The organism is Olsenella sp. An293, from assembly GCF_002159495.1.
Lineage (GTDB): Bacteria > Actinomycetota > Coriobacteriia > Coriobacteriales > Atopobiaceae > Thermophilibacter.
Genome location: NZ_NFIT01000009.1, coordinates 86,957 through 107,969 on the forward strand (window position 1 = coordinate 86,957; position 21,013 = coordinate 107,969).

At 68.9% G+C, this 21,013-nt stretch carries 18 protein-coding genes; 2 read left to right on the forward strand and 16 right to left on the reverse strand.

From position 1 onward, the window contains the following. Positions 1-26 precede the first annotated feature (26 nt). The 6 genes from B5F85_RS07280 to B5F85_RS07305 all read right to left on the reverse strand — a co-directional run bounded on the left by B5F85_RS07280 (position 27) and on the right by B5F85_RS07305 (position 6,154). Positions 27-1,694, reverse strand: a complete 1,668-nt coding sequence (locus B5F85_RS07280) for a DAK2 domain-containing protein (RefSeq protein WP_087315868.1) — start codon at positions 1,692-1,694, stop codon at positions 27-29. Positions 1,695-1,724: 30 nt separating this feature from the next. Beyond that, complete coding sequence (locus B5F85_RS07285; RefSeq protein ID WP_087315870.1) at positions 1,725-2,072, reverse strand: Asp23/Gls24 family envelope stress response protein; 348 nt, start codon at positions 2,070-2,072, stop codon at positions 1,725-1,727. Between the two features lie 92 nt (positions 2,073-2,164). Then, complete coding sequence (gene dapD, locus B5F85_RS07290; RefSeq protein ID WP_087315872.1) at positions 2,165-2,866, reverse strand: 2,3,4,5-tetrahydropyridine-2,6-dicarboxylate N-acetyltransferase; 702 nt, start codon at positions 2,864-2,866, stop codon at positions 2,165-2,167. Between the two features lie 353 nt (positions 2,867-3,219). Further along, positions 3,220-3,939: a 4-hydroxy-tetrahydrodipicolinate reductase gene (dapB, locus tag B5F85_RS07295; RefSeq protein WP_087315874.1), complete on the reverse strand. Its 720-nt coding sequence runs from the start codon at positions 3,937-3,939 to the stop codon at positions 3,220-3,222. Further along, positions 3,932-4,822, reverse strand: a complete 891-nt coding sequence (gene dapA, locus B5F85_RS07300) for a 4-hydroxy-tetrahydrodipicolinate synthase (RefSeq protein WP_204204674.1) — start codon at positions 4,820-4,822, stop codon at positions 3,932-3,934. The genes dapB and dapA overlap by 8 nt, the downstream gene beginning before the upstream one ends. A gap of 57 nt (positions 4,823-4,879) precedes the next feature. After that, positions 4,880-6,154 (reverse strand): diaminopimelate decarboxylase, encoded by a 1,275-nt coding sequence (locus tag B5F85_RS07305; RefSeq protein WP_087315876.1) that lies wholly within the window; start codon positions 6,152-6,154, stop codon positions 4,880-4,882. Between the two features lie 268 nt (positions 6,155-6,422). Between B5F85_RS07305 and B5F85_RS07310 the strand changes: the two genes are divergently transcribed. Then, complete coding sequence (locus tag B5F85_RS07310) at positions 6,423-7,574, forward strand: amidohydrolase (RefSeq protein WP_239386760.1); 1,152 nt, start codon at positions 6,423-6,425, stop codon at positions 7,572-7,574. Between the two features lie 114 nt (positions 7,575-7,688). Here the strand turns inward: B5F85_RS07310 and B5F85_RS07315 are convergent, their stop codons facing one another. The 7 genes from B5F85_RS07315 to B5F85_RS07345 form a co-directional block, all read right to left on the reverse strand. Then, positions 7,689-8,783 (reverse strand): oligopeptide/dipeptide ABC transporter ATP-binding protein, encoded by a 1,095-nt coding sequence (locus B5F85_RS07315; protein ID WP_087315880.1) that lies wholly within the window; start codon positions 8,781-8,783, stop codon positions 7,689-7,691. Continuing rightward, positions 8,784-9,899, reverse strand: a complete 1,116-nt coding sequence (locus tag B5F85_RS07320) for an ABC transporter ATP-binding protein (protein WP_087315905.1) — start codon at positions 9,897-9,899, stop codon at positions 8,784-8,786. A gap of 9 nt (positions 9,900-9,908) precedes the next feature. Further along, positions 9,909-10,814, reverse strand: coding sequence for a nickel transporter permease (gene nikC, locus B5F85_RS07325; RefSeq protein ID WP_087315907.1), 906 nt, complete (start codon positions 10,812-10,814; stop codon positions 9,909-9,911). A gap of 5 nt (positions 10,815-10,819) precedes the next feature. Beyond that, on the reverse strand, positions 10,820-11,836 hold the full coding sequence (locus B5F85_RS07330; protein ID WP_087315882.1) for an ABC transporter permease: 1,017 nt from the start codon (positions 11,834-11,836) through the stop codon (positions 10,820-10,822). Between the two features lie 117 nt (positions 11,837-11,953). Next, complete coding sequence (locus B5F85_RS07335) at positions 11,954-13,570, reverse strand: ABC transporter substrate-binding protein (RefSeq protein ID WP_239386762.1); 1,617 nt, start codon at positions 13,568-13,570, stop codon at positions 11,954-11,956. Between the two features lie 304 nt (positions 13,571-13,874). After that, the gene (gene rpmB / locus B5F85_RS07340; protein ID WP_072371255.1) at positions 13,875-14,063 is read right to left on the reverse strand and encodes a 50S ribosomal protein L28; all 189 of its coding nucleotides are present in this window, start codon (positions 14,061-14,063) and stop codon (positions 13,875-13,877) included. A 103-nt stretch (positions 14,064-14,166) separates the two neighbouring features. Continuing rightward, a complete protein-coding gene (locus tag B5F85_RS07345) occupies positions 14,167-15,525 on the reverse strand; it encodes a thiamine diphosphokinase (RefSeq protein ID WP_158094579.1) in 1,359 nt (452 codons plus the stop codon). A gap of 480 nt (positions 15,526-16,005) precedes the next feature. On the opposite strand from B5F85_RS07345, the gene B5F85_RS07350 reads away from it, so the two are divergent. After that, positions 16,006-16,236, forward strand: a complete 231-nt coding sequence (locus B5F85_RS07350; protein WP_087315888.1) for an FmdB family zinc ribbon protein — start codon at positions 16,006-16,008, stop codon at positions 16,234-16,236. An 85-nt stretch (positions 16,237-16,321) separates the two neighbouring features. On the opposite strand, the gene B5F85_RS07355 is transcribed toward B5F85_RS07350, so the two are convergent. From B5F85_RS07355 to B5F85_RS07365, 3 genes are read right to left on the reverse strand one after another with little or no spacing between them, the layout of a single operon-like run. Continuing rightward, positions 16,322-18,196, reverse strand: a complete 1,875-nt coding sequence (locus B5F85_RS07355; RefSeq protein WP_087315909.1) for an ABC transporter ATP-binding protein — start codon at positions 18,194-18,196, stop codon at positions 16,322-16,324. Continuing rightward, complete coding sequence (locus B5F85_RS07360) at positions 18,189-19,967, reverse strand: ABC transporter ATP-binding protein (RefSeq protein WP_239386764.1); 1,779 nt, start codon at positions 19,965-19,967, stop codon at positions 18,189-18,191. Before B5F85_RS07360 ends, B5F85_RS07355 begins: the two co-directional genes overlap by 8 nt. After that, on the reverse strand, positions 19,964-20,479 hold the full coding sequence (locus tag B5F85_RS07365) for a MarR family transcriptional regulator (RefSeq protein ID WP_158094580.1): 516 nt from the start codon (positions 20,477-20,479) through the stop codon (positions 19,964-19,966). The genes B5F85_RS07360 and B5F85_RS07365 overlap by 4 nt, the downstream gene beginning before the upstream one ends. Positions 20,480-21,013 lie beyond the last annotated feature (534 nt).

Genomic DNA, 21,013 nt, shown 5'->3' on the forward strand with positions numbered 1-21,013 from the left:
GTATGGTCGGGAAGCGCCCCAAGAGCCTACTCGATCGAGAAGATCACGGGGTAGAGGGGCTGCTCGCCGCGGTGCGGGTCGACCTCGAGATCGGGCTGGGCCTGCTCGATGGCGGCCACGAGCGCCTCGAAGGCCTCGTCGTCCATGTCCTGGCCGGCGAGGATGGTGAGCGAGTCGCCCTCCTCCTCGTCCTGCATCTTGGCGATGAGGTCGAGCGTGACCTGCGCCACGTCGGAGCCCACGACCTCGATGGAGTCGTCCTGGATGCCCATGACGTCGCCGTCGTGGATGGGGGTGCCGTCGGCCGCCTGGGAGTCGCGCACGGCGGTGGTGACCTCGCCGCCGCGGACGTCGGCGATGGCCTCGGTCATGGCCTCGACGTTGTCCTCGAGCGAGCCCTCGGGGTCGACGACGAACATGGCCGAGAAGCCCTGGAGCACGGTCTTGGTGGGAACCACGGCCACGCGGGCGTCCTCGCAGGCGCTCGCGGCGGCCTCGGCGGCCATGCGGATGTTGCCGTTGCCGGGGAGCACGATGACGGCGTCGGCGTTGACCTGCTCGATCGCCGAGAGGATGTCGGCCGTGGAGGGGTTCATGGTCTGGCCGCCGGAGACGACGACGTCGACGCCCAGCGAGCGCAGGATCTCCTCCTCGCCAGAGCCGGCGGCGACGGCCACGAAGCCGAGCGCCTTGCACGGCTCGTCGCTCTTCTCGCCCTCGGCCGCCTGGTCCGCCGCGATCTTTGCGGTGCGGTCGTGGGACTCCATGTCCATGTTGTGGATGAAGACCTCGTAGACCTGGCCAAACTGGAGCATGTACTCGAGCACGCGGTTGGGCTCGTTGGAGTGCACGTGGACCTTGAAGTCGGGGTAGGCGCCCACGATGAGCTCGCAGTCGCCGAGCGTGGCGAGGTGGGCGAGGCTCTCATCGACGTCGAAGGGCTTCTCGGCCTTGAAGAGGAACTCGTTGCAGTAGCGGAACTCCGAGCCCTCCCAGTCGTCGTTGAGCTCGATGGCGACCTTGGCGGAGACGTCGGCCTTGGCGTCGACGGTGGTCTTGAACTCGGTGAGCTCGCCGGCCTTGCCGGTGGCGGCGTTGACGAAGGCCTCGAGGAAGGTGGCGAAGCCGAAGGCGCCCGAGTCGACGACGCCGTTCTCCTTGAGGACGGGCAGCAGCTCGGGCGTGCGGGCCACGGACTCGTAGGCCTCGACGACGAGGGCGTCGAGCATGTCGCGCGTGGAGATCTTGGTCTTCTCGAGCTGGTCGGCCTTGGCGGAGACGTCGCGCAGGACCGTGAGGATGGTGCCCTCGACCGGCTTGCGGACGGCCTTGAAGGCGACCTTCACGCCGCGGCGCCAGGCGTGGGCAATGTCGCCGGGGGTGGGGTGCTCCTGGTTCTTGGCGTCGACGAGGCCCTCGGCGATGCCGCGCAGGATCTGGCTCGTGATGACGCCGGAGTTGCCGCGCGCGCCCATGAGCGAGCCGTGCGTGATCGCCTTGGCGATGTCTTCGATCGAGGCGTCGGCCGGCAGGGCCTGGACCTCGCCGACGACGGTGTTGAGCGTGAGGGACATGTTGGTGCCCGTGTCGCCGTCAGGCACGGGGAAGACGTTGAGCTTGTTGATCTCCTCCGCGCGGTCGGCCACGACCTTGGCGGCGGCGGGGAAGCAGGTGCGGATGACGGTGGAAATCATCTTCGAGTACCTCGGTTCTTCTCGGAGTGCCTAGCGGGCGTTGCGGAGGCCCTCGATGTGCACCTTCACGTCGACGTCTTCGAGCTCGGCGATCTGCTTGAGCAGGAACTTGACCGAGCTCGTGAGGTTGCCCACGACCGAGGCCATGTTGACGCCCTGCTCCACGATCACGTGCAGGTCAACCGAGACGCGGCCGCCCGAGGAGGCGACGTCGATGCCCTTGCGCAGGCGGAAGGACGGCAGCAGGCGAACGACGCCTGCCTGCTCGTCGAGCTCGGCCATGCCGACCACGCCGTAGCACTCGAGCGCGGCATAGCCCGCGAGGTCGGCGATGCAGTCATTGGACACCCTCAGCGTTCCTGGAACGACACCAGACATGTGGTCTCCTCTCGCTGGCGGAAGCTTCATACACACATTTGCTGTAGTATACCGCAGCTCCGGCGCGGGCGAGGGGGACGCGCGCCCGGGCGCTACAGGCGGCGCAGCTCCTCGACGAGACCGGTCTTGGAGTCGGTCTTCCCGTCGCGCATCTTGATCACGCGCGCCGGGACGCCCGCCACGACGGCTCCCGCGGGCACGTCCTCCACGCAGACGGCCCCGGCGGCCACGACGGCGCCCTCCCCCACGCGCACGCCCTCGAGCACCACGGCGTTGGCGCCGATCATGACGCCGTCCTCCACGACCACGGGCACGGCGCTCGCCGGCTCGACCACGCCCGCGAGCACGGTCCCCGCGCCCACATGGCAGTTGGCGCCCACGATGGCGCGCCCGCCGAGCACGGCCCCCATGTCGATCATGGTCCCCGGGCCCACCACGGCGCCTATGTTGATGACGGCGCCCATCATGATGACGGCCCCGTCGCCGATCTCGACGCGGTCGCGGATGATGGCGCCCGGCTCGATGCGGGCGTTGACGCCCTTGAGGTCGAGCAGGGGCACCGCGGAGTTGCGGCGGTCGCACTCCACGTCGAAGTACTCGATGCTCTCGGCGTTCTCCTCGAGGATGGCGGAGAGCTCGGACCACTCGCCAAAGACGATCTTTCCGTCGCGCCCGCCGTAGACGCGGGCGTCTCCCCAGTCCACGCGCATGCCGCAGCGTTCGTGGACGTACAGCTTGACCGGCGTCGTCTTGGGCGCGTTGGCGATGAAGTCGATGATCTCCTGGGCGTTCACAGGTCGTTCCTTTCTTTCGTGGGGGCGGAGGCCCCGCGCGTAGCAGTCGCTATCTTAGGCGGGCGATGGGCCGGGACGCCCTTCCCCGCTGGGTTGAGCCCGCTCGCACTGCATGCCCGCACTCGTGAGTGCACGCAAGGAGTGCGGGCAGTTTTAGGTCCGAGGCGCATCGAGTGCCCGGCTCTTCTCGACACTTGCAAAGAAGTGTGCGCATCGAGTGCGCCCCGGCCCGCACTTGATGTGCCCTGCAAGAAGTGCGGGCGCAATCCCGGCGGACACCGTCGAGTGCGGGCAGAGCTTCGCCGCGCGCCCACATCCGGATGGGGCCGCCGGGACAGGCGAGAAGGACGGCGCTACCCGAACATCAGAGCGTCGAAGTCGTAGAAGCCGACCGGGCGATCGAGCAGGCGCTGCGCGGCGGCAACGGCGCCGGCGACGAAGATCTGGCGACTCGCGGCGCGATGGGTGAGGCAGAGCTCCTCGTCCGTGCCAAAGAAGTGCACCTCGTGCGTACCGGCGACGGTGCCTCCGCGAACGGCGTGGACGCCGATCTCTCCGGGGACGCGCGCGCCCACGATTCCCTCGCGGCCTCCCACGACCGGGCGCTCCCCCTTTGGGTCGATGGCGGCGAGCAGCGCCTTGGCGGTGCCGGAGGGCGCGTCGGCCTTCTGGTTGTGGTGGGTCTCGACGATCTCGACGTCCCATCCGGCCAGCGCCTCGGCGACCAGCGCCGTGGCCCGGCGCAGCGCCGCCACGCCCAGGGAGTAGTTGGACGACCAGATCACGCGGTTGGTCTTTCCCAGGGCGCGCAGCTCGTCCAGCTGCTCAGGCGCGTAGCCGGTGGCACCGCTCACGAGCGCCGTGCCGGTTCGCCGCGCGTAGGCGAGCACGTGCGGCAGCGCCGCGGGCGCCGAGAAGTCGACGGTCACGTCCGCGGCGGGCGCGCCCTCGTCGAGCTCGGCGATGTTGTCCACGTCGAAGGAGCCCACGAGCTCAAAGCCCGCGGCGGCGAGCGCCTCGCGCACGAGGCGCCCCATGCGGCCGTTGCCGCCGACCACGATCGCGCTAGCCAACAAGACCAACCCCCCTCATGGCGGCGAGCAGGCGCGCGCGGCCGGCGTCGGAGATCTTCCACAGCGGCAGGCGGTAGTTCTCCTCGATGAGGCCCATCTCGGCGAGGGCGCACTTCACCGGGATCGGGTTGACCTCGCAGAACAGGGCGTGGATGAGCTCGAGGTTCTCGAGCTGGGCGGCACGCGCGGACGCGAGGTCGCCGGCGAGGAAGTCGGCGCACATCTTGTGCACCGTGGCGGGCGCGACGTCCGCCCACACCGAGATGACGCCCTTGGCGCCGAGGCTCATGAGCGGGACCACGATGTCGTCGTTGCCGGAGAACATGCGGAAGTCGTCGGAGAGGTAGCGCGCCGCCATGGTGGCGTACTCGATCGAGCCGGAGGCCTCCTTGATGCCCCAGGCGTTGGGGTGCCGCGCCAGGCGAGCGAGGTTTTTCTCGCTAATAGAGCAGCCGGTGCGGCCGGGGATGTTGTAGAGGATGCAGGGCACGTCCACCTCGTCGAGGACGGCGGTGAAGTGGCGGTAGATCCCCTCCTCGTTGGACTTGTTGTAGTAGGGCGTGATGAGCAGCAGGCCGTCGACGCCCACCTTGACGAGGCCGGCCGCCTTGCGCTCGGACTCGAAGGTGGCGTTGGAGCCGGCGCCGCCGATCACGGGGACGCGCCCGGCGACGCGCTCCACGACGCAGCGCGCGACGGCGAGGTCCTCCTCGTCGGTCATCGTGGAGGACTCGCCGGTGGTTCCGAGCACGAGGATGCCGTCGGTGCCGTTTTCCAAGTGAAAGTCGACGAGGCGCTCGAGGCCCTCGAAGTCGACGGAGCCGTCGGCGGCAAACGGCGTGACGAGCGCGACGATCGATCCGGTGAGGTTGGTCATGTCCATGGCGCTACCTTTCTCGATGCGGGGAGGGGGCCGTCCGTTGCCCGCGCTTCTCCACGATTACTTCCAGTCGGGGTTGACGTCGAGGGTGGCAAAGTAGTCGGAGGGCTTCTCGGCGCGCCGGATGAGCTCGGTGGAGCCATCCGTGCGCAGCAGTACCTCCGCGGAACGCAGCCGTCCGTTGTAGTTGTAGCCCATCGAGTGGCCGTGGGCGCCGGTGTCGTGGATGACGAGCAGGTCGCCCACCTGCACCTCGGGCAGCTCGCGGTCAATGGCGAACTTGTCGTTGTTCTCGCAGAGGTTGCCCGTGACGTCGTAGGTGCGCGTGGCCGGCCAGGCCGACTTGTCCGGGCCGCCCGCCTGCCCCATCACGGTGACGTGGTGGTAGGCGCCGTACATCGCCGGGCGGATGAGGTCGACGGCGCTCGCGTCCACGCCGAGGTAGTCCTTGTAGATGCGCTTCTCGTGGATGACGCGGGTGACCAGGCAGCCGTAGGGCCCCATCATGAAGCGGCCCATCTCGGCGAAGATGGCGACGTTGCCCATGCCGGCCGGAACGAGCACCTCCTCGTAGGCGCGGCGGACCCCCTCGCCGATGGCGCGGATGTCGCAGGGCTCCTCGTCCGGGCGGTACGGGATGCCCACGCCGCCGGAGAGGTTGACAAAGCCCACGTGCACGCCGCACTCGCGCGAGAGGCGCACGGCCAGCTCGAAGAGGATGCGCGCGAGGGCGGGATAGTAGTCGTTGCCGTGCGTGTTGGAGGCGAGAAACGCGTGCAGGCCAAACTCGCGCGCGCCGCGGTCGCGCAGCATGCGGTAGGCCTCGAAGAGCTGCGGCTCGGTCATGCCGTACTTGGAGTCGCCGGGGTTGTCCATGATGCCGTTGGCCAGGCGGAAGAGCCCGCCGGGGTTGAAGCGGCAGCTCACGACCTCCGGGACGGGCCCCGCGACCTCCTCGAAGAAGGGGATGTGGGAGATGTCGTCGAAGTTCACGATCGCGCCGAGCTCGCGCGCGAGGGCAAAGTCATCCGCCGGCGTGTCGTTGGACGAGAACATGATCCTCTCGCCCGTGACGCCGAGGGCCCGGGCGATCATAAGCTCCGTGTAGCTGGAGCAGTCCACGCCGCAGCCGTACTCCGCAAGTATCCTGACCAGCGACGGGTTGGGGTTGGCCTTCACGGCAAAGTACTCGCGAAAGCCCGGGTTCCACGCAAACGCCTCGAGCACCGCCTCCGCGTTTGCGCGGATGCCGGCCTCGTCGTAGAGATGGAAGGGCGTGGGATGGCGCTCGGCGATGGCGACGAGCTGCTCTTTGCTCACAAACGGGTGCTTCATGCACGACTCCCCTGATAGCGCTCCTGCACGGTACTTGCAGACAGTCCTGCGGGTCTTTCCCGCAGGCCCACCCCGCGCCCGCGCCCGGGCGAGGAGTTCGGCTGGCTCGCCTCCCCGCGGGGTCGTGACGCCTGCCGGCTGCCCCGCGGATCTTCTCACCCGCGCCTCTATCGAGTGTTGCCACTGTAGCACGGCTTTGTCACGAGACAGCGATTCGAAGACTCCGGTTGATACACTGGCAACAAAAAAGCTGACGTCAGGGGGAAACGTGTCGGACGAGAAGAACCTGGAGCTCGAGCGCCTCACGCGCTGGCGGCGCGACCTGCACCGCATTCCCGAGCTCGACTTTGAGCTGCCGCAGACCATGGCCTACGTGCGCGGGGTGCTCGAGGGGCTCTCCTGCGAGGTCCTTAAGCCCTGCGAGAGCTGCGTCTGCGCGTGGTTTGACCTCGGGCGGGAGCGCTCCGTCGCGCTGCGGGCCGACATGGACGCGCTCCCCGTGACCGAGCGCACGGGCGCCGCCTACGCGAGCGCCGCGCCCGGCCGCATGCACGCCTGCGGCCACGACGGCCACATGGCCATGGCGCTGGCCGCCGCCACGTGGGTGGACGACGTCGTGGGCGGCCGCGCGGACGACGTCTGCGCGGAGGACCTCCCCCGCAACGTGCTCGTGGTGTTCCAGCCCGCCGAGGAGACCACGGGCGGCGCGGCGCTGGTCTGCGAAAGCGGCGTCTTCGATCGCTGCCGCGTCGAGCGCATCTTTGGCTTTCACCTCTGGCCCGACCTGCCGGCGGGGGCGCTGGCGTCGCGGCCCGGCCCCCTGCTCGCCCGCTCGAGCGAGGTCACCGCGGAGTTTGCCGGGCGCTCGAGCCACATCGCGCGCTGGCGCGAGGGTCGCGACGCGCTCGCGGCGGCGGCGCGCTTCGTGCCGTCGGCCGAGGCCATGTGCGGGCGCCTCCAGAAGGAGCTCGGCGAGCCGTGCCTGCTGCGCTTCGGCCGGCTCGAGGCGGGGACGGTGAGAAACGCCATCGCCGGCGCCGCGCGGGCGGAGGGCAGCCTGCGCGTCTTCTCGGACGCGATGTTCGACCGGGCACGCGAGGCCGTGACCACGCTCGCGGCAAACGCCGCCAAGACCGAGGGCTGCACCGCTAAGATCACCTTCTCGGTGGGCTACCCGCCCGTGGTGAACGACGCCGCGCTCTTCTTTGCCGTGGAGAAGACCCTGCCTGAGCTGGGCCGCATTGACGAGCCGCTGCTCATCGCCGAGGACTTTGCCTTCTATCAGCGGCACCTGCCGGGCGTCTTTGTGCTGCTGGGCACGGGCACGGGCGTGCCGCTGCACGCGGACGCCTTCGACTTTGACGAGCGCGTGCTGCTCGCCGGCGCCGACGCCTACCGCCGCCTGCTGCGCATGCCGTAGCGCAAGCTCATCTCGGAACGCCCACGCGTTGTCCCCCGCGCCCGAACCGCCGGGAGCGGGGGACAACTCTTTGACCAGGTATGCCGAGAAGGGCGCGCAGCCCTTGCCGCCCCCCTACTCGGGCGCCACGACCGGGTCGGCGTTGATGAGGTCCGACCCGCGGCCGTAGCTCGGGCGGGCGGCCTCGTGCTGCATCGCGAGCGCGAGGTCGCGCACGCGGCCGGCGCCCACGTTGTCATAGCGGTGGCAGGCGCAGGCGTGGTCGGGCAGCACCTCGCGGAGCCTGGGCGAGGCCACGTCGCAGGCGCCGACCTTGGCGAAGCAGCGGCTCGCGAAGCGGCAGCCCGCCGGTGGGTCGATGGGGCTCGGGACGTCGCCCTCGAGGATGATGCGGCGGCGCTGGAGCTTGGGGTCGGGGCTCGGGATCGCGGAGAGCAGCGCCTGGGTGTAGGGGCACAGCGGCTCGCTGTAGAGGCTGTTCTTGGGCGCGATCTCCATGAGGCGCCCCAGGTACATGACGCCCACGCGGTCGGAGATGTGCTTCACGACGTTGAGGCCGTGCGCGATGAAGAGGTACGTGAGGCCCAGCTGGTCCTTGAGGTCGTCCAGGAGGTTCAGGACCTGCGCCTGGATGGACACGTCGAGCGCGGAGACCGGCTCGTCGCAGACGATGAGCTTGGGGTTCACGGCGAGGGCGCGCGCGATGCCCACGCGCTGGCGCTGGCCGCCGGAGAACTCGTGCGGGTAGCGGTTCTTCATGTAGCTCGCGAGGCCCACGCGCTCGAGCAGCTCGTCCACGCGGGCGTCGATCTGGTCCTCGGGAAGCAGCTTGTTGGTGCGGATGGGCTCGGCCACGATCTGCGCGATCGTCATGCGCGGGTTCAGGCTCGCGTAGGGGTCCTGGAAGATCAGCTGGATGTCGCGGCAGAGCTGACGGCGCTCGGCCGTGGGCAGCGCGGTGATGTCGCGGCCCTCGAAGATGATCTTGCCGCTGGTGGGCTTGAGCAGGCCCACCAGCATCTTGCCGATGGTGGTCTTGCCGCAGCCCGACTCGCCCACCAGGCCAAAGGCCTCGCCGCGGCGGATGGTGAAGCTCACGTCGTCGACCGCCTGGACAAAGGACGTGGGCTTGCCGAAGAAGTTGGTGTCTGCCACGAAGCTCTTGGTGAGGTGCTGGACCTCGATGAGGTTGTCGTTCTTATCTGCCATCTAGCGCACCTCCTCGGGCGCGTCCTCGCCGCGACGGCGCGCGGCGGCCTCCATCGCCTGCTGGATGCGGGCACGCTCCTGCGCCTCGAGGGAGGCCTTGACCTGGTGCGCGTCGACGGTCGCCTCGACCGCGCGCTCGACCTCGGCCTCGTCCTCGTAGAGGAAGCAGCGCACGCGGCGCGTGGTCCCGGGCACCGTCGTGAGCTCGGGGCGCTCGGCGCGGCAGCGCTCCATGCAGCGCTCGCAGCGGTCCGAGAACGGGCAGCCCGCGGGCATGTCGAGCGGGTTGGGCACGGAGCCGCGGATCATGTAGAGCCGCTCGGAGGTCTCGTCCTCGAGGCGCGGGATGGAGTTCAGCAGGCCCAGGGTGTAGGGGTGCAGCGGGCGCTCGAAGATCTCGAACTTCTCGCCCTCCTCGACGACCTGGCCGCAGTACATGACCACGACGCGGTCGGCGACCTCGGAGACAACGCCCAGGTCGTGCGTGATGAGAAGGACGGCCATGTTGAACTCGTCGCGCAGCTTGTAGATGAGGTCGAGAATCTGCGCCTGGATCGTCACGTCGAGGGCCGTGGTGGGCTCGTCGGCGATCAGCAGCTTGGGGTCGCAGGAGAGCGCCATGGCGATCATGACGCGCTGGCGCATGCCGCCGGACATCTGGTGCGGGTAGTCGCGGGCGCGCTCCTCGGGGCTGGGGATGCCCACGACGCGCAGCATCTCGACGGCGCGCGCCCAGGCGTCCTTCTTGGACATGTCCGAGTGGGTGCGGATGGCCTCGACGATCTGGTCGCCCACGCGATAGACGGGGTTGAGCGAGGTCATGGGCTCCTGGAAGATCATCGAGATCTGCCCGCCGCGGACCTGCTCCATCTCGGCCTCCGAGGCGGCGAGGAGGTCCTTGCCGTCGAAGGTGATCGAGCCGCCGGCCACGTGACCGGGGTCCTGGAGCAGGCCCATGATCGAGAGCGACGTGACGGACTTGCCCGAGCCGGACTCGCCCACCACGGCGAGGATCTCGCCGCGCTCGAGGTCAAAGGTCACGCCGTCGACGGCGCGGACGACGCCCTTGCGCGTGGGGAACTCGGTGACCAGGTCGTGTACCTCTAGCAGTGCCATGTCGATCACCTACCTGTTCCTGCTCTTGGGGTCAAACGCGTCGCGGATGCCGTCGCCGAGCAGGTTGAACGCGAGCACGGTCACGGTGATCGCGAGGCCCGGGAAGATCATGGCGTGCGGCGCGGCGAAGATGTAGTTGCGGCCGCGACCGAGCATGTCGCCCCACTCCGCCGCCGGCGGCTGCACGCCGAGGCCGAGAAAGCCCAGGGCCGCCGCGTCCAGGATGGCACTCGAGATGCCGAGCGTGGCGCGGACGATGATCGAGGGCATGACGTTGGGCAGCACGTGACGGAAGATGATCGTGGCGTCGGAGTCGCCGATGACGCGCGCGGCGGCCACGTAGTCGGACTGCTTGACGGCGAGCACCTGGCTGCGCACGATGCGCGCGTACTCCGGGATGGAGACGAAGCCGATGGCGATGATCGCCTTGTCGATGCCGCGGCCGAGCGCCGCCATGAAGGCGATGGCGAGCAGGATCGACGGGATGGCGAGCATCATGTCCATGACGCGCATGATGACCGTGTCGACCACGCCGCCCTTGTAGCCGGCGACGGCGCCGAGCGTGACGCCGATCACGAGCGAGATGGCCACGGAGAGCAGGCCCACCGTGAGCGAGATCTGGCTGCCGATGAGGATGCGGCAGAAGATGTCGCGGCCCTGCTGGTCGGTGCCGAACCAGTGCTCGGCGCTCGGGCCCTGGAACGACGCGGAGAGGTCCTGCTGGTAGGGGTCGTACGGGAGGATCTGCGGCGCCACGAAGGTGACGATGGCCACCAGGGCAAGAAGGACGATGATCGCGAGGCTCACCATGGCGGGGACGTTCTTGCGCAGGGAGTACCAGACGTCCTTCCACAGCGACTCGGTCTTCTCGGCCGCGACGCCGCTCTCGGCGGCCTGGGCGGTTGCGTCTGCCATGTCGATCACCCCTCTTCCTTGCCGTAGGTGATGCGCGGGTCGAGGTAGGCGTAGATCACGTCGACCACGAGGTTGATGACGACGAAGATCACCGCGATGAGCAGGACCGCGCCCTGGACCACCGGGAAGTCGGACTTGAGGATGCAGTCGACCACGTACTTGCCGATGCCCGGCCACGCGAAGACCGTCTCGGTGAGCATGGCGCCGCCGAGCAGGCTTCCCAGCTGAAGGCCGATGACCGTGGTCACGGGCAGCATGGCGTTGCGCAGCGCGTGGTGGATGTCGACGCGGCGCTTCTTGAGGCCCTTGGCGCGGGCGGTGCGGACGTAGTCCTCGTTCAAGGTCTCGAGCATGCTCGAGCGCGTCATGCGCGTGATGACGGCCATCGAGTACATCGAGAGCGCGAGCGCCGGCAGCACGATGTGGCTGGCCGCGTCGGCGAAGGCCTCGAAGTCACCCGAGAGCAGCGTGTCGAGCAGGTAGAGACCGGTGCCTCCCACCGGCGCGAGCAGCGGGTCGATGCGCCCGGAGCTCGGCAGCACGTGCAGCACGCCGGCGAACAGGATGATGAGCAGGACGCCGAGCCAGAAGATCGGCATCGAGACGCCCACGAGCGCCAGGATCGTGGCGAGGCCGTCGATCGGCGAGTTCTTGTGGGTGGCAGAGACCACGCCGAGCGCCACGCCGATCACCGCCGCGATGACGATGGCGACGAGCGCGAGCTCGACCGTCGCCGGGAAGCGGGAGAGCAGCTCGTCGGTGACGGCGGCGTGCGTGTAGTAGCTCTCGCCGAGGTCGCCGTGGAGCGCGCCTGTGATGAAGTTTATGTACTGCATGACGATGGGGTCGTTGAGGCCGTTGGCGTCACGCCACGCCTCCATGGCCTCCGCGGTCGCATGCTGGCCCAGCACGACGGGAGCCGGGTCGGCAGAGAACACGCGCATGATCAAGAAGACGATGATCGATACGCCCAGCAGCACCGGTATCGCGAGCAGGATGCGCTTGAGCACGTACTTGAGCACGCGTTCCTCCTTTCTCACTCGGGGGCGCGGGCGCAGGGCGCCGCGCAGAGAAGGGAACGGGCCGCGCTGGTCGGCCCGTTCCCGTGACGCTTGAAGATCGAAGCCGCGTTCTTCTCGCTAGGCGGTCTTGGTGACGCCCTCCATGTGGACGACGCCGGTGGGGTGATAGAAGAAGCCCTGGACCTTGGGGCTGTAGCCCGCGAGGTTCTTGGAGTGGGAGATGACCATCCACGGCATCTCGTCGGCGACCATCTGCTCGCACTGCTTGTAGATGTCGTTGCGGGCGTCGCCCTCCTCGGTGGCAAGGCCCTGCTGGATGAGGGCGTTGTACTCCTCGCTGCGGTAGCGGCCGACGTTCATGGAGACGTTCTCGTCGGCGAGGAGGTTCATGAAGTTGTCGGGGTCGCCGTTGTCGCCGACCCAGCCGTACAGGCAGCAGTCGAAGGCGTCGGTCTCGACCTTGGTCTGGTAGGTCGTCCAGTCGTAGGAGACGATCTCCATCTCGACGCCGACCTCGCGCAGGTAGCCCTGGATGGCCTCGGCGAGCGCCTGGCCGCCGATGGAGTTGTACGGGCGCGGGTTGGTGTAGGCGAGCATGGTGCAGCTGGTGATGCCGAGGTCGGCGAAGGTCTGCTTGGCGGCCTCGGGGTCATAGGCGGTCTGCTGGATGTCCTCGTCGTAGGGGGCCATCCACAGCGGCATGACGGAGGTGGCGACGCCGGCGTACTCGCCGTAGAGGCTCTGGACCATCTCCTCGACGTTGACGGCCTGGCAGAAGGCGCGACGGGCCTCGACGTCGGTGAAGGCGCCGGAGTCGTTGCGGAACGCCATGTAGTTGATGTTCATGCCGTCCTCGTCGAAGAGCTCGTAGCCCGCGTCGGTGATGGTGGGCACCACGGAGGCGTCGATGCCGTCGATGATGTCGACCTCGCCGTTGGTGAGGGCGGTCACGCGGCTGGAGTTCTCGGCGATGAAGCGGAAGATGACGTTCTTGGTCTGCGGCATGTGGTCCGCGTTCCAGTAGTCCTCGTTGGCCTCGAGAACGACGTTCTCGCCCTTGTTCCAGGAGACGAACTTGTAGGGGCCGGAGCCGATGGGGTTCTCGATGGAGTTGGCGCCGTTCTCGTAGGCCGAGGGGGCCACGACCGGGGCGGCGAGCGCCATCGCCATGTTCTTGATGAACGGCGTGGAGGCGGCGCGCAGGGTGATGACGAGCGTGGTGTCGTCGACGGCCTCGACGGAGGCGACGCCGGAGCCGGAGGCCTCGGAGCCAAAGACGAAGGAGGCGTAGGGCATGTCCTCGGTGCGGTTGGGCTCGAGCTGGCGTTCGATGTTCTTCTTCACGGCCTCGGCGTTGCAGTCGGTGCCGTCGTGGAACTTGACGCCCTCGTGCAGCTTGAAGGTGTAGGTCAGGCCGTCGTCGGAGACCTCGGGCAGGTCGGCGAGTCCGGGGACGACGTCGCAGGTCTCGGTGTCATAGGCGAGCAGCGTGTCGTAGATGTTGCACATGATCTTCGCGGACTCGCCGTCGTCGACGTAGGCGGGGTCGAGGCCGCGCGGGTCGGCGCCCTGGGCGAAGGTGATGGTGTCGGCGATGCCGGACTCGGAGGAGCCGCCCTCGTCGCCGTCGGCCTCGCTGGCGCGCTGGCTGTTGCAGCCGGCGAGCGCAAAGACGCTGGTCGCGGAGACCGCGCCCATCGCCTGGACGAAGCGGCGCCTGGAAATGTCTGCCATGGTCATGGTTGTTCTCCCTCCCGTGGGGTCGTTGCACAGGCTACTTTAGTCCCGTGGAGCGCGGGAAGGTCACAAAAGAAACAAAAGTGAGCCAAGCAGAAACGGCGCGGCTTTGAACCTGAAGCAGGCTTGAAACAATGCGCGGCGGGCAAATGGGACGGACGCGGGGCGCGGCGCGGGGCGTGAGCTGGGGCGGAGGCAGCCTCTCGTCAGTGGGGCGGAGGCAGCCTCTCGTCAGGGTCTTGCGATACAAAAGAGGGAGGCCCTTGGGCCTCCCTCGAACGCTCTCTTTGTGGCTGAGCTGCTAGCTGCGGGCAATCTTGCCGGACTTGAGGCAGCGGGAGCACACGTTGGCCTTGCGACGGTGACCGTCGACCACGACGGTGACGCGCTGGATGTTGGGCTTGAACGTGCGGTTCACCACGCGGTGGGAGTGGCTGATGGAATGACCGGCAACGGCATGCTTGCCGCAGAACTCACAAACCTTGGACATGACTCGTACCTCCTCGGGGGCGCGGCGCTCTTCTCGCGCCCGCATCTTTCACAGCTCGCCAACTATAGCACATGCGGTGCTGGCTGCAACGAGAAACCCCAACTTATTGTGGCGTTTTTGTTGCCCGGAGCAGAAACGCGGCGACGGCGCCCGCGCGGCAGGCCACCTCGGCGTCCGGGCTCGTGACGACGTTGGAGATCCCGAGGTCGTCGAGCAGGCCCATCGGGTGGTCGTCGAGCTCCCAGCGCATGCCGCGCTCGTCGATGCGCGTGTCCGGGGCAACGGCGACGGCCGAGAACGTCGCTCCCGGGGCGTCCGGCCCCAGGTACCAGCGGCTCTCCCCCGCCGCCGAGACGATGCGCATCTCGTAGGCGTCCTCGACGATCCGGGCGCGCGCGGCCCCGGAGCCGGCGAGCAGCCCCACGACCGCGAGCGCGTGGTCGGGACGACCGCCGGAGGCGCAGGTCAGCGTGATGGCGAGGGGTCGGGCCTGGCGCGACGCCTCGTGGCGCGCGCAGTCGAGCGCGAGCGAGAGATCCGTCGCGTACTTCTCCGAAGGAAAGCCCACGCACGTCCGGGCGGCGGCCCGGGCCCATGCGGCCGCCTCGGAGCTCGCCGAGTCGGAGTCGCCGCAGAAGACGTCCGGGGCGACGCCGGCGGCGCGGCAGGCGTCGGCGCCGCCGTCCGCGCAGATCACGTAGTCCGCCTCGTCGGCGAGCACGGCGAGCAGACCAGGGGAGCTCGGCTCGGGCGAGCCGGCGACCACCAGCGCGGCGAGCGGGGCACCGTGGACCGGGACGGGACGCTCGTAGTCGCGCAGCAGCGGAACCGAGAGCTCGGCGAAGCCGTGGACGAAGACGTCGCAGAACGGACGGACGTCCTCCTCGCGACGGCCGTCGTGGTCGTTGATGAGGCCGACCACGGCAAAGCCCGCGCGGCGGGCGGTCCGCACGCCGAAGGGGGCGTCCTCGAAGACCCACGTCGCCTCGCGCGGGGCGCCCAGGCGTCGGGCCGCCTCGAGGTAGACGTCGGGAAACTCCTTGTCGCGGCCTCCCACGTCCTCGGTGCTCACCACGTCGGCGAAGTAGCGCGAGAGGCCGTGGACGTCGAGGCAGCAGCGCAGCTCGCGCACCGGGGTCGAGGAGGCGAGGACCATCGGCACGCCCGCGGAGGCGAGCTCGTCCAGAAACTCCCGGGCGCCCGGCATGAGCGCGACCTCGTGCTCGTAGGCATCGCGCACGTGGGCGCAGAGCTCCTCGTAGAGCTCGCCGGTCGAATCGGGGATGCCGAGCTCGTCATGGAAGTAGGAGCAGGTGTCGCGCAGCGAGAGCGACTCGATGCGCGACAGCGGGACGGGGTCCTTCCCGTGCCGCTCGGCGAGCCAGTCCCACGCGTGGGCCCACATGCCCATCGAGTCGACGAGCGTCCCGTCGCAGTCAAAGATCGCGCCCGCTATCTCCATCGCTCCCCTTCCCTCGGCGCCCAACACATCATAGTTGATGGCGACGGGAGGCCGCGCGGGAGCGCCGAGGCACGGCGGAGGCGCGCCGGGGCTGCAGTTTGGGCCTCCAATCCATATTTGCCGGCGCGCCAGAACAAAACCGGGCTTCGATCCATGGGATTTTGGGGCTCGATGCGACGGGGCCGGAACAAAGCCGCAGGATCGGTCCGAGCGCGCCGGACCCGACGGCCCCCAAACGGCCTCGGAGGGCGATTTTTCCATGGATCGAAGCGAGGTTTTGTTCTGGCGCGCCGGCAAATATGGACTGGAGGACGATTCTGCACGGCGCAGGCCGCGCGCGGGCGAGGCCCGCGACAGCCGGACTGCGCAGGCAGGGTGAATATGGCGGCGGGAGACGGATTCTCGCGTGAGACGGCGGCGAGGTTGGGTAAAGTATCCTGCGGTTTGATTGAGACGTCTTGAGCACCACCGGAGGGAACCATGGCACGTTACGACTATCACTGCCCGGACTGCGGGATCACGTTCGAGGTGGAGCACCCCATGAGCGCCCACCCCAAGGTGAGCTGCCCGACCTGCGGGCACGAGGCCGAGCGCGTCTTTGACCCCTCGGGCATCGTCTTCAAGGGGTCGGGCTTCTACAACACCGACCAGCGGGGCAAGGGCTCCGCGCCCAAGAGCGAAAAGTGCGAGAGCTGCGGCGCCTGCGACTAGGCGCGAGACGGCAGATGACGTGACGAAGGCGGCCCCTCGGGGCCGCCTTCTTCGTGTTGCGGCGGTCCTGCCGCTCGCGCGCCCGCTACGCGAACTGCGAGCGGTAGAGCTCGGCGTACGCGCCGCCGGCGGCGAGCAGCTGCTCGTGGGTCCCCTGCTCGATGATCGTCCCCTTCTCCATCACGAGGATGAGGTCCGCGTCGACGATCGTCGAGAGGCGATGCGCGATGACGAAGCTCGTGCGGTTCTCCATGATGGCCTCCATCGCGCGAACGATGGCCTGCTCGGTGCGGGTGTCAACGCTGGAGGTTGCCTCGTCGAGGATGAGGATCGCCGGGTCGGTGAGCATGGCGCGCGCGATCGTGAGCAGCTGGCGCTGGCCCTGGGAGATGTTCTCCGCGTCGTTGGAGAGCAGCGTGTCGTAGCCGTGCGGCAGCGTGCGCACGAAGAAGTCAACGTGCGCGGCGCGGGCCGCGGCCTCGACCTCCTCGCGGGTGGCGCCGGGCTTGCCGTAGGCGATGTTCTCGGCGATGGTGCCCTCGAAGAGCCACGCATCCTGGAGCACCATGCCAAACTGGCGGCGCAGCTCGGCGCGGGTGAGCGAGCGCGTGTCGACCCCGTCGAGCGTGATCCGCCCGCCGTCGACCTCGTAGAAACGCATGAGCAGGTTGATCAGCGTGGTCTTTCCGGCGCCTGTGGCTCCGACGATGGCGACCTTCTGCCCCGGCTCGGCGACGAGCGACACGTCGCGCATGAGCGGGCGGTCCGGGGCGTAGCCAAAGCGAACGTGCTCGAAGGCCACGCGGCCGCGCACCGTCTCCGGCAGCGCCTCGGGCGTGACGGGGTCGGGCACGACCTCGGGCTCGTCGACGAGCGCGAAGACGCGCTCCGCGGCGGCGAGCGCGCCCTGGAGCATGTTCACCGTGAGCGAGAGCTGCGTGAGCGGCTCGGAGGCCTGCATCACGTACTGGAAGAAGGCCTGGAAGACACCCACGGAGATCTGGCCCATGACAAGCATGCCGCCCGCGAGCAGACCAATGGTCACCTGGCACAGGCGCATGAGCAGGCGGATGGCCGGCGCAATGGCGTTGGTCACGAAGTCGGCGCTGCCGGAGGTCTCGGCGAGCGCCTCCGCCGCGGCGCGGACCTCGGCGAGGCTCGCCCCCTCGCGGCCGAAGGCCTTGATGACGGCGCGGCCGCTGTAGGCCTCCTCGACGCGCCCCGTGAGGGTGCCGAGCGCCTCCTGGCGCGCCGCGGCCAACTTGAGCGTGTAGGTCGTGACGAGCTTGGTGACCACCGCCGCGACGAGCGCAAACGCCACGAAGATGCCCGTGAGCACCAGGTCGTAGGTCGCCATCAAGACGATGGCGCCGCCCACCATGGCAAAGGCCATCAGCAGCTGGAGCAGGCCGCGCTGCAGGACCTCGGAGATCTTGTCGAGGTCGTTGGTGGCGCGGCTGATGGTGTCGCCGGGCTGGTGCGCGTCGTAGTAGGCGAGCGGCAGGCGGGAGAGCTTGTCGGCAATCTGGCCGCGCAGGCGCAGGTTCAGGCGCTCGGCGAAGCTCGCCATGACGAGCGCCTGGACGGTGTAGGCCGCCCATGCCGCCGTCCAGATGCCGAAGAAGACGAGGATCTCGCGACCGGCGTTTTCCAACGACACCACGAAGGGCTCGCCCGCGGCGAAGCTCGCCTGGATCCCCGCCCAGAGGTGGTCGATGAGGCCGGCGCTGTAGGCGGTGGCACCGAGGCTTCCCGCCACGTAGGCGACCGAGCAAAATGCCGCCACCACGAGTCGCCAGCGCTGGCCGGCCGCGGCGGACCACAGGCGCGCCGCGGTGCCGAGGGCGTCGGAGGGCACGTCGAGCTCGCCCTCCGAGGACGCACCGTCCCCGGCGGCGGGGTCCTCCCCGCGCTCGAGGCGCTCGAGCTCGTCGAGCTCGCGGTTCTTCTCGCTAGGCATCCGCATCTCCCCCTCTCGTCTGGGAGTCGGCGATGGCACGGTAGGTGGGGCAGCCGGCCATGAGCTCGTCGTGGGTCCCCAGGCCCACGACCTCGCCGTCCTTGAGGACGACGATCTGGTCGGCGTCGTGGATGGTGCTCACGCGCTGGGCGATGATCAGCGTCGCGGCGTCGGCGAGCTCGGAGGAGAGCGCGTGGCGCAGCGCGGCGTCGGTCTTGTAGTCGAGCGCGGAGAACGAGTCGTCAAAGACGTAGAGGTCGGCGTGGCGAACGAGGGCGCGGGCGATCGCGAGGCGCTGGCGCTGCCCGCCCGAGAAGTTCGTGCCGCCCTGCGCCACACGGGTCCCCAGGCCGTCGGCGAGGTCGCGCACGAACGAGCCCTGGGCCACGTCGAGGGCGTGCCAGAGGCGCTCGTCGGAGGCCTTGGCGTCGCCGTGGCGCAGGTTCTCGGCCACGGTGCCCGAGAAGAGCCACGCCTTCTGTGGCACGTACGCGATGCGGCGGCGCAGCTCGTCCTGGGTGAGGCGACGCACGTCGACGCCTCCGAAGCTCAGGCTTCCGCCCGTGACGTCGTTGAAGCGCAGCAGCATCTTGGCGATCGTGGACTTGCCCGACCCGGTGTTGCCAATGATGGCCGTGACCTGGCCGCGCCGCAGCGCGAAGGAGATGTCGTGCAGGGTGTCCTCGTCGGCGTCGGAGAAGCGCAGGCTCACGTGGTCGAAGCGCGCGACCTCGTCGCCGCCCTCGCCCGCCGCGGCAAGGGCGGCCGGCGTCGCGGCGTCGACGATCTCGGGCTCGACGTCGAGCACCTCGGCGGCGCGCGTGAGGCAGGCCAGCGCGCGCGGCACCTGCAGGATCGCGAACTGAGCCATCATCATGAACATCATGATGAGCATCGCGTACTCCACGAGCGCCGAGATCGAGCCGATCTGCATCGCATGGGCGCCCACGCGGTCCGCGCCCACCCACATGATCGTGGCCTCGACGACGTTCATGAGGAAAAATGTCATGGAGTCCGTGACCGCGAAGACGAGGTTCACGCGGATGGCGTTGCTCGCGTACTCGGTGAAGGTCTCGTCGAGGCGGGCGCGCTCGTGCGGCTCCTTGCCAAAGGCGCGGATCACGCGCACGCCCGTGATGGACTCGCGCAGGCGCGTGTTCATGTTGTCGATAAAGCCCTGGAGGCGCGTGAAGATGGGCGCCGAGCGCGCCACGGCGACGGCTGAGATCGCGACGATGGCCACCGTGACCGCGAGCAGGACCCAGCCCATCACCACGTCCGTGGAGAAGGCCAGCCAGATGGAGATCGCGCACATGATGGGCACCGGGAAGATCATGAGGATCGACATGAGCAGCGTCTGCTGGATCACGTTGGCGTCCGAGAGCGTGCGCGTGATCATCGAGCCCGTCCCGAAGGCGTTGAAGTCCGACCCCGAGAACGCAAGCGAGGACTCGTAGACGCGAACGCGCAGGTCGCGGCCCACCTTGGCGCACAGGCGCGAGGTGAGAAACACCGTCGTGAGATAGCCGCCCGAGCCCACGAGCGCCGCGATGAGCATGGCCACGCCATGCCCCATGAGCGCGCTCATGTCACGGGTGTTCACGGCCACGTTGACCATGGCCGAGAGCTGCGTGGGAATGTAGAGCATGCCCGTCATGTCGCAGATCGACGCCAGCAAGATCGCGGCGAGCAGGCCCTTGTACGGGGCCACGAGGCTCACGAGCAGGCGCGCGGAGGCGCGCTTGCTGTAGTCGCGGTTCTTATCGCTCAATCCCTCTCCCCTCCCTCGTCGCGCGACGCCTGGGGCGCGTCGCCGCGCGTGTCTTCCGTGCGCCGCGCCAGCCGGCTGAGCTCGCGGTCGATCGCCGCGGTGTAGGCCGCGGCGAGCCGCAGGAACTCCGAGCGCTCCTCGGGCTCGAGGCTCGCGAAGGCGCGGTCCTCGGCCTCGATGGCCGGGACGATGCGCTCGTCGCTGAAGGCCTGGCCCGCCTCGGTGAGGCTGACGAGCTTGCCGCGTCGGTCTTTCGACGCTCCGGCGAGCGTCACGAGCCCCTTTGCCTCGAGCGTCTTGAGGGCGGAGTGCACCGTCTGCTTGGAGTAGGAGAACTCCCCTGCGATGCGCGCCTGCGTGGCGCTGCCGCCGGAGACCTCGAGCGCGTAGAGGATCCAGTATGCGGTCTCCGAGATGCCGCACCCGCGCGCGAACTCGTAGTAGATCTTGTCGGTCTTCTGGTAGAGGACATCGAGCTCGCGGGCGCCTTTGACTCTGCTCTCGTTGGGCATGCTCCCCCCTCCCCCTTTTCGGCGAGATGCAAGATTAGTCCGATTTCGGACCATTGTCAAGGGCGGCAGGCGAGAAGGACGAGGGGCGCTTAGCCTTTGCCGCGCATCACACGGAGCGGGGCGCGGTTGCTTACGAAACGCCGCCCGTCGCACACGGCGGCGCCGTCGCGCTTAATCTTCGCCGCGCATCGCGCGCAGTTGGCACATCGAGCTTAACGATCCCCGCGCATCACGCGCGGCGGGCCCGTCACGCTTAACGATCGCCGCCCATCGCGCGCGGCGGGCCCCTTCCGGCAGCAGGCCGCTGCGATGGGCGGCGATCGTTAAGCACCGAGAAGGGCGGGCGTGCGATGGGCGGGGACGATTAAGCATCGCAGGCGAAGGGGACGGGGGCCGGTTGCGGGTAGGCGGCGCGGGCGTTGCGGGTTTTGGGGCCAGGGCACGGCGGCGCGAGGCGGCGTTGCGAATAATGCGGCCAGGGCAGGCGGGCGCAGCGGCAGACGGGTCGCGAGCGCCACGACGGGCCCGCAGACA

Bases quoted from the DNA above. Each gene is read 5' to 3' on its own strand.
- B5F85_RS07320 (WP_087315905.1), bottom strand. From the start codon at position 9,899: ATGGCACTGCTAGAGGTACACGACCTGGTCACCGAGTTCCCCACGCGC.
- B5F85_RS07365 (WP_158094580.1), bottom strand. From the start codon at position 20,479: ATGCCCAACGAGAGCAGAGTCAAAGGCGCCCGCGAGCTCGATGTCCTC.
- B5F85_RS07305 (WP_087315876.1), bottom strand. From the start codon at position 6,154: ATGAAGCACCCGTTTGTGAGCAAAGAGCAGCTCGTCGCCATCGCCGAG.
- B5F85_RS07285 (WP_087315870.1), bottom strand. From the start codon at position 2,072: ATGTCTGGTGTCGTTCCAGGAACGCTGAGGGTGTCCAATGACTGCATC.
- rpmB (WP_072371255.1), bottom strand. From the start codon at position 14,063: ATGTCCAAGGTTTGTGAGTTCTGCGGCAAGCATGCCGTTGCCGGTCAT.
- B5F85_RS07315 (WP_087315880.1), bottom strand. From the start codon at position 8,783: ATGGCAGATAAGAACGACAACCTCATCGAGGTCCAGCACCTCACCAAG.
- B5F85_RS07280 (WP_087315868.1), bottom strand. From the start codon at position 1,694: ATGATTTCCACCGTCATCCGCACCTGCTTCCCCGCCGCCGCCAAGGTC.
- B5F85_RS07355 (WP_087315909.1), bottom strand. From the start codon at position 18,196: ATGCCTAGCGAGAAGAACCGCGAGCTCGACGAGCTCGAGCGCCTCGAG.
- dapA (WP_204204674.1), bottom strand. From the start codon at position 4,822: ATGGACATGACCAACCTCACCGGATCGATCGTCGCGCTCGTCACGCCG.
- nikC (WP_087315907.1), bottom strand. From the start codon at position 10,814: ATGGCAGACGCAACCGCCCAGGCCGCCGAGAGCGGCGTCGCGGCCGAG.
- B5F85_RS07350 (WP_087315888.1), top strand. From the start codon at position 16,006: ATGGCACGTTACGACTATCACTGCCCGGACTGCGGGATCACGTTCGAG.
- B5F85_RS07345 (WP_158094579.1), bottom strand. From the start codon at position 15,525: ATGGAGATAGCGGGCGCGATCTTTGACTGCGACGGGACGCTCGTCGAC.
- B5F85_RS07335 (WP_239386762.1), bottom strand. From the start codon at position 13,570: ATGGCAGACATTTCCAGGCGCCGCTTCGTCCAGGCGATGGGCGCGGTC.